Source organism: Pseudoalteromonas sp. NSLLW24 (genome assembly GCF_015864725.1).
Taxonomy (GTDB): domain Bacteria; phylum Pseudomonadota; class Gammaproteobacteria; order Enterobacterales; family Alteromonadaceae; genus Pseudoalteromonas; species Pseudoalteromonas arctica.
On record NZ_JADYWQ010000015.1, the window covers coordinates 20,720 to 34,539 of the forward strand.

Annotated in this window: 11 protein-coding genes; 2 read left to right on the forward strand and 9 right to left on the reverse strand. The window is 40.5% G+C overall.

Annotated elements, in window-relative coordinates; all coding sequences use genetic code 11:
* Nucleotides 1-7 precede the first annotated feature (7 nt).
* A complete protein-coding gene (gene fur, locus I6E72_RS14830; protein WP_007586857.1) occupies nt 8-451 on the forward strand; it encodes a ferric iron uptake transcriptional regulator in 444 nt (147 codons plus the stop codon).
* A 305-nt stretch (nt 452-756) separates the two neighbouring features.
* On the opposite strand, the gene glnS is transcribed toward fur, so the two are convergent.
* Nucleotides 757-2,415, reverse strand: coding sequence for a glutamine--tRNA ligase (glnS, locus tag I6E72_RS14835; RefSeq protein ID WP_165721945.1), 1,659 nt, complete (start codon nt 2,413-2,415; stop codon nt 757-759).
* Between the two features lie 218 nt (nt 2,416-2,633).
* On the opposite strand from glnS, the gene I6E72_RS14840 reads away from it, so the two are divergent.
* Nucleotides 2,634-3,704: a DUF3083 family protein gene (locus I6E72_RS14840; protein WP_024592581.1), complete on the forward strand. Its 1,071-nt coding sequence runs from the start codon at nt 2,634-2,636 to the stop codon at nt 3,702-3,704.
* A gap of 60 nt (nt 3,705-3,764) precedes the next feature.
* Here I6E72_RS14840 and sucD read toward each other — a convergent pair whose 3' ends face one another.
* The 8 genes from sucD to sdhC all read right to left on the reverse strand — a co-directional run bounded on the left by sucD (nt 3,765) and on the right by sdhC (nt 13,631).
* Entirely contained in the window at nt 3,765-4,637 is an 873-nt protein-coding gene (gene sucD / locus I6E72_RS14845; RefSeq protein ID WP_010552674.1) for a succinate--CoA ligase subunit alpha, read from the reverse strand.
* The gene (gene sucC / locus I6E72_RS14850; RefSeq protein WP_007586870.1) at nt 4,637-5,803 is read right to left on the reverse strand and encodes an ADP-forming succinate--CoA ligase subunit beta; all 1,167 of its coding nucleotides are present in this window, start codon (nt 5,801-5,803) and stop codon (nt 4,637-4,639) included. The genes sucD and sucC overlap by 1 nt, the downstream gene beginning before the upstream one ends.
* A 177-nt stretch (nt 5,804-5,980) precedes the next feature.
* A complete protein-coding gene (gene odhB / locus I6E72_RS14855; protein ID WP_007586871.1) occupies nt 5,981-7,498 on the reverse strand; it encodes a 2-oxoglutarate dehydrogenase complex dihydrolipoyllysine-residue succinyltransferase in 1,518 nt (505 codons plus the stop codon).
* Between the two features lie 3 nt (nt 7,499-7,501).
* Complete coding sequence (gene sucA / locus I6E72_RS14860; protein WP_010552673.1) at nt 7,502-10,321, reverse strand: 2-oxoglutarate dehydrogenase E1 component; 2,820 nt, start codon at nt 10,319-10,321, stop codon at nt 7,502-7,504.
* Between the two features lie 94 nt (nt 10,322-10,415).
* Complete coding sequence (locus I6E72_RS14865) at nt 10,416-11,132, reverse strand: succinate dehydrogenase iron-sulfur subunit (RefSeq protein ID WP_007375751.1); 717 nt, start codon at nt 11,130-11,132, stop codon at nt 10,416-10,418.
* 10 nt (nt 11,133-11,142) lie between these two features.
* The gene (sdhA, locus tag I6E72_RS14870; RefSeq protein ID WP_007375750.1) at nt 11,143-12,915 is read right to left on the reverse strand and encodes a succinate dehydrogenase flavoprotein subunit; all 1,773 of its coding nucleotides are present in this window, start codon (nt 12,913-12,915) and stop codon (nt 11,143-11,145) included.
* The gene (gene sdhD / locus I6E72_RS14875; protein ID WP_007586873.1) at nt 12,916-13,263 is read right to left on the reverse strand and encodes a succinate dehydrogenase, hydrophobic membrane anchor protein; all 348 of its coding nucleotides are present in this window, start codon (nt 13,261-13,263) and stop codon (nt 12,916-12,918) included.
* On the reverse strand, nt 13,254-13,631 hold the full coding sequence (gene sdhC, locus I6E72_RS14880) for a succinate dehydrogenase, cytochrome b556 subunit (protein ID WP_076914908.1): 378 nt from the start codon (nt 13,629-13,631) through the stop codon (nt 13,254-13,256). The genes sdhD and sdhC overlap by 10 nt, the downstream gene beginning before the upstream one ends.
* Nucleotides 13,632-13,820 lie beyond the last annotated feature (189 nt).

Here is a 13,820-nt window from a genome sequence, read left to right on the forward strand (position 1 = left end):
AGATTTAATGACTGATCATAACTTGGAACTTAAAAAAGCCGGTTTAAAAGTAACTTTACCGCGTATTAAAATATTAGAGATTTTACAATCTCCAGATAACCAACACATCAGTGCTGAAGATGTTTACAAAATTCTTTTGGATCTAGGTGAAGAAATTGGTCTTGCAACTGTATACCGCGTACTTAACCAATTTGATGATGCGGGTATTGTAAGCCGTCATCACTTTGAAGGTGGCAAATCAGTATTTGAACTTTCAGGAAGCACACACCACGATCATTTAGTATGTTTGAAGTGTGGCAAAGTTGTAGAGTTTGAAGATGAGATGATTGAACGTCGTCAACTTGAAATTTCTGAAGAAAATGGTATTACACTTACAAACCATTCTTTATATTTATACGGTGAGTGTAATGATAAAGCAGCGTGTAAAGAATTTAGCGACGCTAACAGCTAATACCGCTTTTAAAAAGCAATAAAAAACCTGCTAAGTGCAGGTTTTTTTGTGTCTAAAATACGTTGTAATAAACATACCCAGTAAAAACTGGGGATATTAAACCTGTACTCTGGTTAAGAGATTTACCAACGTATTGAATCATGGTGATATTTAAATTTATTTCTCTAGCCAGAGATTTTAAGTGAAAACAAGGCGAATTCACGCGTCAATAGCTGACCTATTGCAAGTAAATTCAACGCAGTTAGCGCTGAAAATAGCTGCTCGAGATAGATTTATTATCCAGGGTTCAGGTTTTTAGATATTACTTATTGAGTTTTAGACCAAGAATCACGAAGACCCACTGTTTGGTTAAATACAACGTTCTCTGATTTAGAATCACGAGAGAAATAACCCGTACGCTCAAACTGAAAGCCCTGCTCTGCTTGTGAATTAGCAAGCGATGGCTCTAATTTAGCGTTTGATAAAACAACCAGTGACTCTGGATTTAATGTTGTTTCAAACTCATCAGCGGCTGCTGGGTTTGGAACACTAAACAAACGATCGTATAAACGAACTTCTGCCGTAATACACTCTGGTGCTGAAACCCAGTGAATAACACCTTTTACTTTACGTCCATCACTTGGATTTTTACCAAGTGTTTCAGTATCGTAAGTACAGAAGATAGTTGTAATTTCGCCGTTTTCGTCTTTCTCAACACGCTGTGCTTTAATAACATAAGCGCCACGCAAACGTACTTCTTTATCAAGCACTAAACGTTTAAACTTGTTATTTGCTTCTTCTTTAAAGTCTTCTCGTTCGATGTAAATTTCGCGAGTAAACGGTACATCACGACGACCCATTTCTTCTTTATTTGGGTGGTTAGCCACAGATAAAACCTCAACCTTGTCTGCATCGTAGTTTTCAATAACAACTTTAACAGGATCGAGTACGGCCATTGCACGTGGTGCATTTTCGTTTAGATCTTCACGGATACATGCTTCAAGCATACCCATTTCAACCATATTCTCTTGTTTTGTTACACCAATACGCAAACAAAACTCACGGATTGAACCTGGTGTATAACCACGGCGACGTAGGCCTGCAATTGTAGGCATGCGTGGGTCATCCCACCCTTCTACATGGTTATTTACCACTAAATCGCTTAGCTTACGCTTAGACATAATTGTGTATTCAAGATTTAAACGTGAAAACTCAATTTGCTGTGGGTGACACTCTAAACTAATGTTATCAAGTACCCAGTCGTACAAACGACGGTTATCTTGAAACTCGAGTGTGCATAATGAATGTGTAATACCTTCGAGTGCATCAGAAATACAGTGCGTGAAGTCATACATTGGGTAAATGCACCACTTGTCTGCTGTTTGATGATGATGAGCAAAACGTACGCGATAAATAATTGGATCGCGAAGCACCATAAATGAGCTAGCCATATCAATTTTAGCACGCAGGACACATTCGCCTTCTTTGAATTCGCCAGCACGCATTTTTTCAAATAACGCTAGGTTTTCTTCAACTGATGTATCTCTGTACGGGCTATTTTTACCTGGCTCTTTCAATGTACCACGGTATTGGCGTGCTTCGTCTGCTGTTAAAAAACAAACGTACGCTAAGCCTTTATTTATAAGCTCAACAGCGTAACCATATAAAGTATCAAAATAGTTAGAAGAATACTTTATATCGCCATCCCAGTTAAAACCTAACCACTGTACGTCTTCTTTTATAGAATTAACGTAGTTAATGTCTTCTTTTTCTGGGTTTGTATCGTCAAAACGTAAGTTACATAAACCGTTATAATCTTTTGCGATGCCAAAATTTAAACAAATTGATTTGGCATGACCAATATGCAAAAAGCCATTTGGTTCAGGTGGAAAACGTGTATGCGTTGTTGCATGCTTTTTACTTGCTAAGTCTTCATCAATTCGGGTTCTAATAAAGTTACTTGGGCGATTCTCAATTTCCGCCATAGGAGTGCAGTCCTCTAAATATTACGTAATAACAAAACTAATGCATTATTACAAAAACATACACTAACATACAGCACTAGATTAAGGTTTATTTTTGATATTGCTTAACTTTAATTCAGCTGAACCATTGTTTATGAATAAAATTTGTTTTAACGCAATATTTAAGTCATCTAAACAGTTTATAGTAGGTAAATAACCTACATTATAAGGATTTAAAGATGGCGACACTTAATCAACATCGTGTATATATTCCAACTAATGCACGCGCTAACCACTACCTTTTAGCTGAAATAACCCCTAATCACGATTTTTATAAAAGCTTTAGTGATATAAATTGCTGCTATGAACGTATTGCACGCCAGCTGTTTGCTTCTTGTGATGAGTACGAGCTTTATAATGTGCACTTATTAGCGAATGATAAACTACCCGTTGTAAGATTTAATGATGAGTCTTATCAATTAGAAACAGATAAACAAATGCTCTTTTTTTATAATCCCCGTTATCACGAAGCGCATAAGATTTATTACACTGAAGGTACACCAAGTAAAAAAATACGCATTCTATTTTTAGCAACAGGCGATGATTTACGAGCCAATTCTGCAGAATTTCATAATAAAGTCCAAAAAGTGTTAGACACTTTACAAGGACAACTCTTAATAAATCAGCCCCAGTTTAAACTACGCGACCATCAACACTTAACGTATGACCTCTTTGCTAAAGAAAAAGGCAACAAGGAAAGCTATGGTTACAAATTAAGAAGTCTCTACCCTCGCTACCAATCAAGACAATGCAGCATACCCAATGATTATGCAGAGATGACTTACGCCACTTTTACTATACCGGTTTCGCGCGCTATTAAAACGCAGTTTCAAACACTAATGAACACAAACGATTATGCTAAATTTTATGACTACTTTGCTTATGCATTTATACGTGCGTGTCAAAATAATAACTTAAACCATGGCGCTATGGTTGCTAACGGTGCAACGCCTATTATACGCAACAGTAAAATAGATAAAAGTGAAGGTAATGATGAACTTCAAAAGTTAAGTTTTGATATTGAATCTAATGAAAATCAAATTAAGCACTTTTATGAAGCAAGTAAATTGGTAGAAACGCTGCATTTTGTAGTAGTCGCAACGCAGCAGGATAAACATGAAATGGGCTACGGTCGATTTATGAACCAAGTAGAAAAAACAATCTATACTCTGTGTAATGAGCTGGCTATAAATAAACAACGCCAAGACTTATCTGTACGTTTTTTCCAGCATATTAGTTACCCGTTCTAAATTTTCATCTAATAACAAAAAGGCCCGCATATGCGGGCCTTTTCAAAGAAAAACAAGCGATTACCAGCCTGTTTTCTCTTTAAGTGCTTTACCGATATCAGCAAGTGAACGTACAGTTTTTACGCCCGCAGCTTCTAATGCAGCAAATTTCTCATCAGCAGTACCTTTACCGCCGGCAATGATTGCGCCAGCGTGACCCATACGCTTACCTTCTGGTGCAGTAACACCAGCAATGTAAGATACTACAGGTTTAGTTACGTGAGCTTTGATGTACTCTGCAGCTTCTTCTTCTGCAGTACCACCAATTTCACCAATCATTACGATTGCTTCAGTTTGTGGATCTTTTTCGAACATTTCTAGAACGTCGATAAAGTTAGTACCTGGAATTGGATCACCACCAATACCAACACACGTAGACTGACCAAAACCAGCATCAGTAGTTTGCTTAACTGCTTCGTACGTTAAAGTACCAGAGCGAGAAACAATACCTACTTTACCAGGTTTGTGGATATGACCAGGCATGATACCAATCTTAGTTTGACCAGGAGTAATAACACCTGGGCAGTTAGGACCGATCATACGAGTACCTGTTTGATCTAGTTTGATTTTAACATCAACCATATCAAGTGTAGGGATACCTTCAGTAATACAAACTATTAGCTCGATGCCAGCATCGATAGCTTCTAAGATTGCATCTTTACAGAAAGGAGCTGGTACGTAGATAACTGAAGCAGTTGCGCCAGTTTCTTTTACAGCATCACGAACTGTGTTGAATACAGGAAGACCAAGGTGCGTTTGACCGCCTTTACCTGGGCTAACACCACCAACCATTTGTGTACCGTACTCAAGCGCTTGCTCTGAGTGGAAAGTACCTTGGCCACCAGTGAAACCTTGACAGATAACTTTTGTATCTTTATTGATTAATACAGACATTATTTGCCCTCCGCAGCAGCAACAACTTTTTCAGCAGCGTCTGTTAGTGATTCAGCAGCAATGATATCTAGACCAGAGTTCTTAAGAACTTCACGACCTAATTCAGCATTAGTACCTTCTAAACGTACAACTACTGGTACGGTTACGCCAACTTCTTTAACTGCGCCAATGATGCCTTCAGCAATCATGTCACAACGAACGATGCCGCCAAAGATGTTTACTAAAACAGCTTTAACATTGTCGTCAGAAAGAATGATTTTGAATGCTTCAGAAACACGTTCTTTAGTAGCACCGCCACCAACATCCAAGAAGTTAGCCGGCTTGCCGCCGTGTAGGTTTACGATGTCCATAGTACCCATTGCTAGGCCTGCACCGTTAACCATACAACCAACATTACCGTCTAGAGCAACGTAGTTAAGCTCGAAGCTTGCTGCGTGTGCTTCACGAGCATCTTCTTGAGATGGATCGTGGAATTCACGGATTTTAGGTTGACGGTAAAGTGCATTACCATCAATACCGATTTTGCCGTCAAGACAGTGAAGGTTGCCTTCATCTGTAATTACTAACGGGTTGATTTCAAGTAGTGCGAAATCAAAATCAGTGAACATTTTACCAAGACCCATAAAGATCTTAACAAACTGTTTCATTTGTACTGGGTTAAGACCCAATTTGAAACCTAGTTCACGTGCTTGGTAAGCTTGAGGACCTACTAACGGGTCGATCTCTGCTTTGTGGATAAGCTCTGGTGTTTCTTCAGCAACAGTTTCAATTTCAACGCCGCCTTCAGTAGACGCCATGAAAACTACTTTACGAGATGCACGGTCAACTACTGCACCTAGGTACAATTCGTTAGCAATGTCAGTACAGCTTTCTACTAAAATTTTAGCTACTGGCTGGCCTTTCTCGTCTGTTTGGTAAGTAACTAGGTTTTTACCTAACCAGTTAGCTGCAAACGCTTTTACTTCTTCGATAGTTTTAACTAGCTTTACACCGCCAGCTTTACCACGTCCACCTGCGTGAACCTGAGTTTTAACAACCCACATATCGCCGCCAATTTTTTCAGCAGCTGCAGCAGCTTCTTCAGGTGTATCGCAAGCGTAACCTGTAGAAACGGGTAAACCATATTCGGCAAAAAGTTGTTTTGCCTGATACTCATGCAAATTCATGATGCTTTATCCAATTTTTTATACTAAAAGAGCTGAATATTTTTTCAAATAAACAACTATCCCAAATTGCGCACCTAGTATAGATCCCAAGGCTTAACATGAAAACCCCAGTACGACCAAAGGCGCAAAAAAAAAGCTGTGAATGTTCATTCACAGCTTACATTTCATACAACTAGATTAAACATCTAGCAATAAGCGAGTTGGATCTTCAAGTAACTCTTTAATAGTTACTAAGAAACCAACAGATTCTTTACCATCAATGATACGGTGGTCATAAGAAAGTGCTAAATACATCATAGGTAGTATTTCAACTTTACCATTTACAGCCATCGGACGGTCTTGAATTTTATGCATACCCAAGATTGAAGACTGTGGCAAGTTAATGATAGGTGTAGATAGCAATGAACCAAATACGCCACCATTAGTAATAGTGAAATTACCACCCGTCATATCAGCAAGCGTTAGCTTACCATCACGACCTTTAAGTGCTAACTCACGAATACCTTTTTCGATTTCAGCAACAGATAGTTTGTCACAATCTTTAAGTACTGGAGTAACTAAGCCACGTGGAGTAGATACTGCAATGCTGATATCGAAATAGTTATGGTAAACAATATCGTCACCATCAATTGAAGCATTTACATCTGGAAAACGCTTAAGAGCTTCAGTTACAGCTTTCACATAGAAAGACATGAAACCTAAACGAATGCCGTGACGCTTTTCAAACGTTTCTTGGTACTGCTTACGAAGGCTCATGATTGGTCCCATGTTCACTTCGTTGAATGTAGTTAACATTGCAGTTGAGTTTTTAGCTTCAAGAAGGCGTGTCGCAATCGTTTTACGTAAACGAGTCATAGGTACGCGTTTTTGAGTACGATCGCCCATTGGTGCAGCTGGAGCAGAAGCTTCTGCTTTTTTAGCCGCTGGTGCTGGTGCTTTTAAGAAGGTATCAACGTCTTCTTTAGTTACACGACCATTTTTACCCGTGCCTTTAATTTTAGAAGCGTCTAGGCCTTTCTCAGCAATTAAACGACGAACTGATGGTGTTAACACATCTGAACTTTCGCTTGAATCTGCTGCTGGCGCTGCGTCTGCTTTTGCAGCTGGAGCCGCTGGTGCACCGCCTGCTTTAACCGAACCAATTACTTGCTCGCCTAATACAGTATCGCCTTCGCCATGAATGATATCACCCATGATGCCATCTTCTTGAGCTACTACTTCAAGAACAACTTTATCTGTTTCAATATCTACCAAGTTTTGGTCGCGTGTTACCGCGTCACCTGGTTGTACATGCCATGTAGCAATTGTTGCGTCTGCAACTGATTCTGGAAGTACAGGTACTTTAATATCCACTTCTTTACCTTCTGATGCTGGTGCTGATTGCGCCACTGGCGCGTCTTCTGATTTAGCTGGTGCTGATTCTTCTTTAGTTGAACCTTCACTTGCTGGCGCTGCATCAGCATCACCAAGTAAACCCATAACTTGGTCGCCAAGTACGGTTGCACCTTCTTCTTGTGATATTTCTGTTATTACACCGTCATGCTGTGCAACAACTTCTAAAACCACTTTATCTGTTTCAATGTCTACTAAGTTTTGATCGCGAGTTACTTTGTCGCCAACACTTACATGCCATGTAGCAACGGTAGCATCTGCAACCGACTCAGGAAGAACAGGAACTTTAATTTCTGTGCTCATTGCTTATCCTTTATTTTCTATAGTAAGCGCGTCGGCAACGAGCGCTTGTTGTTCTTTAGTATGTACTGACATGTAACCACACGCTGGTGATGCAGACGCTTTACGTCCTGCATATTTTAATTTAGCACCTTGTGGGATTGCATCAATAAAGTGATGTTGTGAACAGTACCATGCACCTTGGTTTTGTGGCTCTTCTTGACACCATACAAAATCAGTTACGTGTTGGTAGCGCTCTATAATTGTTTGCATTTCATCGTGTGGGAACGGGTATAACTGTTCAACACGTACAATTGCAATATTATCTTGCTCAAGCTTACGACGCTCTTGTAGTAACTCGTAGTAAACTTTACCGCTACAAAATACAACGCGCTCTACTTTCTCAGGGTTAATATCATCAACTTCGTCGATCATATTATGGTAAACACCGTGTGAAAGCTCTTCAAGTGATGAAGTTGCAAGCGGGTGACGAAGTAGCGACTTAGGCGTCATAACAATCAGAGGACGACGAAGTGGTCGAACTGATTGACGACGAAGCATAGCGTAAACTTGCGCCGGCGTTGAAGGAACACATACTTGCATGTTGTGATCAGCACATAGTTGCAAGAAACGCTCTAAGCGCGCTGAACTATGCTCTGGCCCTTGACCTTCGTAGCCATGAGGTAACAAAATTGTAAGCCCACATAAACGGCCCCACTTTTGCTCACCAGAACTTAAGAACTGGTCAAATACAACTTGTGCACCATTGGCGAAGTCACCAAATTGCGCTTCCCATATTACGAGAGACTTAGGTTCAGCGGTAGCATATCCATATTCGAACGCAACGACAGCTTCCTCAGATAAAACAGAATCAAAGACTTCAAATGTGCCTTGATCTTCACTTAAATGCTCTAAAGGAGTGTAAGTTGTACCATCGGATTGACCATGAACAACAGCATGACGATGAAAGAATGTTCCTCGACCTGTGTCTTGTCCTGTTAAACGAATGTCAGTACCTTCAGACGCAATTGTTGCATAGGCAAGAGTCTCTGCCATACCCCAATCAAGTGGTTTTTCACCTGTGGCCATTAGCTTACGATCGTCATAAATCTTTTTAACGCGAGATTGAGCTTTATGTTGTTCTGGGTAAGAAGCTACTTTCTCACCAAGAGCTTTTAGCTTCTCTACAGATACGCTAGCATCGTAGTCAACATTCCATTCATGACCAATATATTTGGCCCACTCAGAAGAATGCGACGTCTCTGGCTGTATTTCTGAAACAACACAGCTGCCTTCATCTAGTGCATCACGGTACTCATCAGCTAAGGCTTTAACTTCTTGTTCAGAAAAAGAGCCTTCAGCAATCAGTTGGTCTGCATAGATTAAACGCGGCACTGGATGCTTTTTAATTTTTTGGTACATGACAGGCTGAGTTGCATTAGGCTCATCAGCTTCATTGTGACCATGGCGACGGTAACAAACTAAATCAATTACTACGTCACGCTTAAACTGATTTCTAAAATCAAGAGCAAGTTGAGTAACAAATGCAACGGCTTCAGGATCATCAGAATTAACATGGAATATTGGAGACTGAACCATTTTAGCAATGTCAGTACAGTATGGCGTTGAGCGAACGTCATCTTGCTTAGAGGTTGTGAAACCTACTTGGTTGTTGACAACAATACGAATACTACCACCACAACTAAACGCATTAGTTTGTGACATGTTAAACGTTTCTTGAACAACACCTTGTCCAGCAATAGCAGAATCACCATGGATGGTAATAGGTAGTGCTTTAATGCCTGACTTATCACCTAAACGGTCGAGACGACCACGCACAGAGCCCATTACAACAGGGTTTACGATTTCTAGGTGAGATGGGTTAAACGCAAGCGCCATGTGTACATTGCCACCTTTGGTAGCAAAGTCAGACGAATAACCCATGTGATATTTAACATCACCAGAACCTAACGTTTCTTTATGTATACCAGCAAATTCATCAAATAATTCTGATGGGTTTTTACCAAGTACATTAACTAAAACGTTTAAACGACCACGGTGAGCCATACCAATAACAGCTTCTTGTTGGCCGCTTTCACCAGCGCGGTGAATAAGCTCTTTAAGCATTGGAACTAACGCATCGCCACCTTCAAGTGAAAAGCGCTTAGCACCAGGGAACTTAGACCCTAAATATTTTTCTAGACCATCTGCTGCAGTAAGCCCTTTAAGGATACGTAGCTTTTCATCTTTTGAGAATTTAGGCCTAGACTGGACAGATTCTAGACGTTGTTGTAACCAACGTTTTTCCTCTGTTGATGTGATGTGCATATACTCAGCGCCAATTGAACCACAATATGTAGTTTTTAGTGCTTGGTATAGTTCACCTAAAGGCATAGTATCGCGCCCTACGGCAAACGATCCTACGTTAAACTCGCGGTCAAAATCACTTGAAGATAGGTCGTGGTACTCTAGCTCTAAATCTCGTACACGCTCTCGTTGCCAAATACCTAATGGATCTAGGTTTGCATTTTGGTGCCCACGAAAACGGAAAGCATTAATAAGTTGTAGAACTTTAACCTGTTTAAGGTCACCGCCACTACCCTCTGCTACCACTACTTCTCTATGCTTGTTTTTTGCAAGCTGTGCAAACTGTGCTCGAACCTCTGAATGTTTTACTTCAACATCCACACCATCAACTTTAGGTAATTGTTCAAACACTTCTCGCCATTCGTCTGGCACAGAAGTCGCATCGTCTAAATACGCTTCATAAAGCTCTTCTACATAAGCAACGTTGCCGCCGTTTAAATGTGAAGATTCTAGCCATGCCTTCATCACACCTTCGTGCATTTATAAGCCCTTTTTTTTAGCGCAGAAATTAATAGTTATTATAACAAGATGGCTAATATAATTTAATATTAGCCATCTTACCTTTACTAAGCTATCAAACCGCTCGGTTTAGTAACATAGATTTGATTTGTCCAATTGCTTTGGTCGGATTAAGACCCTTAGGACAAACGCTAACACAGTTCATGATACTGTGACAACGGAACACACTGAACGCATCGTCTAAATCCGCTAAACGTTCTTCAGTTGCTGTATCTCGGCTATCAGCCAAGAAACGGTAAGCATGAAGAAGGCCTGCTGGACCAATGAACTTGTCTGGATTCCACCAGAACGAAGGACACGATGTTGAACAACATGCACACAAAATACACTCATAAAGCCCATCTAATTTATCACGTTCTTCAATAGTTTGAAGACGTTCGCCTGCTGCAGGCTGATCATTAATTAAATAAGGTTTAACTTTTTCGTACTGAGTGTAGAACTGACTCATGTCAATAACAAGGTCACGAACCACAGGTAAACCTGGTAATGGACGTACTACGATTTTACCTTTGCCATTTTTTTGTAGCGTAGATAAAGGAGTAATACATGCTAAACCATTTTTACCATTCATGTTAACACCATCAGATCCACACACACCTTCACGGCATGAACGACGGAAAGATAATGTAGGATCTTGTTCTTTTAGAAGAATAAGTGCATCCAACACCATCATGTCGTGACCTTCCTCTGTTTGCAAGGTGTATTCTTGCATACGAGGAGCGTTGTCAACATCTGGATTATAACGATAAACTGAAAATTGTACTTGTGCCATCGTCTATCTCCTAGTAAACACGTGCTTTAGGTGGGAAAGCTTCACGCGTTTTAGGCGCATAGTTTACATCACGCTTACTCATTTCATCCGTTACAGGATTGAATACTGAGTGACATAACCAGTTTTCGTCATCACGATCTGGGTAGTCAAAGCGAGAATGTGCACCACGGCTTTCTGTACGGAAGTTTGCAGCTACTGCAGTCGAGTAAGCTGTTTCCATTAAGTTGTCTAGTTCAAGACATTCGATACGCTGCGTATTGAAGTCTGATGATTTATCATCAAGACGAGCATGTTGCAGACGTTCGCGAATTTCTTTAAGTTCTTGAAGACCTGCAGCCATTGAGTCACCTTCACGGAATACCGAGAAGTTAAGCTGCATACATTGTTGTAGGTCTTTTTTGATTTGAACTGGATCTTCACCTTGGCCAGCCGTTGAATTTTCCCAACGATTGTAACGTGCAAGAGACGCTTCTAAGTCTGATTCTGAAGCAGCTTTAGATATTTCAACGTCATTTAGGTACTTACCTAAGAAGTTACCCGCAGCACGACCAAACACAACTAAATCAAGTAATGAGTTACCACCTAAGCGGTTTGCACCGTGTACAGATACACATGCAATCTCACCTACTGCAAATAAACCTTGAACTACTGTTTCGTTGCCTTGAGCATCGATTTGTAGCGCTTGTCCATTTACATTAGTAGGAACACCACCCATCATATAATGACAAGTTGGAATTACTGGAATTGGCTCTTTTGCAGGGTCAACGTGAGCAAATGTTTTAGCAAGGTCACATACGCCAGGAAGACGTAAGTTAAGTGTTTCTTCACCCAAATGGTCAAGTTTTAACTTAAGATGTGGACCCCAAGGACCATCACAACCACGACCTTCACGGATTTCAGTCATCATTGAACGTGCAACAACGTCGCGAGACGCTAAGTCTTTTGCGTTTGGTGCGTAACGTTCCATGAAGCGTTCGCCATCTTTATTTAAAAGATAACCGCCTTCACCACGACAACCTTCAGTTACTAGCGTACCAGCACCTGCGATACCCGTTGGGTGGAACTGCCACATTTCCATGTCTTGCATAGAAATACCAGCACGTGTTGCCATACCAACACCGTCACCAGTGTTAATGTGAGCATTAGTGGTTGATGCAAATATACGACCTGCACCACCAGTAGCTAATACAACAGCTTTAGATTTGAAGAAGGTAACTTCACCTGTCTCAATCTCAATTGCAGTACACCCTACTACATCACCATTATCGTTTTTAACTAAATCAAGTGCATACCATTCAGAGAATACATTTGTTTTGTTTTTAACGTTTTGTTGATATAGAAGGTGTAATAAAGCATGACCAGTACGGTCAGCAGCTGCTGCAGTACGTGCGGCTTGTTCACCACCAAAGTTTTTCGATTGACCACCGAAAGGACGTTGGTAAACACGGCCATTTTCAAAACGAGAAAATGGTAAACCCATGTTTTCTAATTCGGTAATAGCTTCTGGGCCAGTTTGACACATGTATTCAATAGCGTCTTGGTCACCGATAAAATCGGAACCTTTAACGGTATCGTACATATGCCATTCCCAGTTATCTTCGTGTGAATTACCAAGCGCAACCGTAATACCGCCTTGAGCAGATACAGTGTGTGAGCGCGTTGGAAATACTTTAGATATTAATGCACACGTTTTGCCAGATTCTGTAATTGCTAAAGCAGCGCGCATACCTGCACCACCTGCACCAATTACTACGGCGTCAAATTCACGAACAGAATATTTCACTTAAACACCCCATAATACGATTAGACCAATAGCTACGTAAGCAACGGCCATTAGGTTTAATACAAAACCTAAAACTGCACGAAGCTTTGCGCACTTAACATAGTCTGTAAGAACTTGCCAAAGGCCAATGCGGGTATGAACCATAATGCAAACAAGGGTAATTAACGTAAACCCTTTCATTGCTAGGTTAGAGAAGAGGCCTGTCCAGGCTTCGAAAGTGACTTCTGGCGTCGCTAAAAAATAGCCGATAATAAAAATCGCGTAAGCGCTGATTATTAATGCCGTGGTACGTAAAGATACGAAATCTTGTACACCATCACGTTTTAGAGTTGCTTGATTTAAAACCATATCCACACCCCTGCCAATACGGCAAACACAACACCAAGAGCCATTGAAACTTTAGCGCTGAGGTTACCTGATTCAAGTTCTTCCCAATGTCCCATATCCATAATCATATGACGGATACCACCAATAAGGTGATAACCTAATACAGAAACAGTGCCCCAAGCTATAAATTTGGCAATGAATCCGTTAAACAGACCCTTGACGAATTCAAAACTTTCAGCTGAAGAGAGAGACTCAGACCAAGCCCAAATGACAAACGTTAAAGCAAAAAATAATGCAACACCGGTGACGCGGTGAAAAATTGAAGCTTTAGCCGTTGCCGGCATAGATATAGTTGTTAGATCTAGATTTACAGGTCTTTGCTTTTTCACAGTTACTTGCCCATCTTTGCTCACAGTGGAGCTCATCTACTTGTTTTTCTAAAAACCCACCAAATATTACTGATGGAACTATCAAAATAAACGTACCAAAACAATTAAAGTTCACAAACCTGTAAATTTTAAGCTGTTAAGAATATGTTTACCCAAATACAATACGGTTTAAAACCACCGTTAGTATAT

Excerpts from the sequence above, each read along its gene's own strand:
- fur (WP_007586857.1), top strand. The coding sequence starts at position 8 with ATGACTGATCATAACTTGGAACTTAAAAAAGCCGGTTTAAAAGTAACT.
- glnS (WP_165721945.1), bottom strand. The coding sequence starts at position 2,415 with ATGGCGGAAATTGAGAATCGCCCAAGTAACTTTATTAGAACCCGAATT.
- I6E72_RS14840 (WP_024592581.1), top strand. The coding sequence starts at position 2,634 with ATGGCGACACTTAATCAACATCGTGTATATATTCCAACTAATGCACGC.
- sucD (WP_010552674.1), bottom strand. The coding sequence starts at position 4,637 with ATGTCTGTATTAATCAATAAAGATACAAAAGTTATCTGTCAAGGTTTC.
- sucC (WP_007586870.1), bottom strand. The coding sequence starts at position 5,803 with ATGAATTTGCATGAGTATCAGGCAAAACAACTTTTTGCCGAATATGGT.
- odhB (WP_007586871.1), bottom strand. The coding sequence starts at position 7,498 with ATGAGCACAGAAATTAAAGTTCCTGTTCTTCCTGAGTCGGTTGCAGAT.
- sucA (WP_010552673.1), bottom strand. The coding sequence starts at position 10,321 with ATGCACGAAGGTGTGATGAAGGCATGGCTAGAATCTTCACATTTAAAC.
- I6E72_RS14865 (WP_007375751.1), bottom strand. The coding sequence starts at position 11,132 with ATGGCACAAGTACAATTTTCAGTTTATCGTTATAATCCAGATGTTGAC.
- sdhD (WP_007586873.1), bottom strand. The coding sequence starts at position 13,263 with ATGGTTTTAAATCAAGCAACTCTAAAACGTGATGGTGTACAAGATTTC.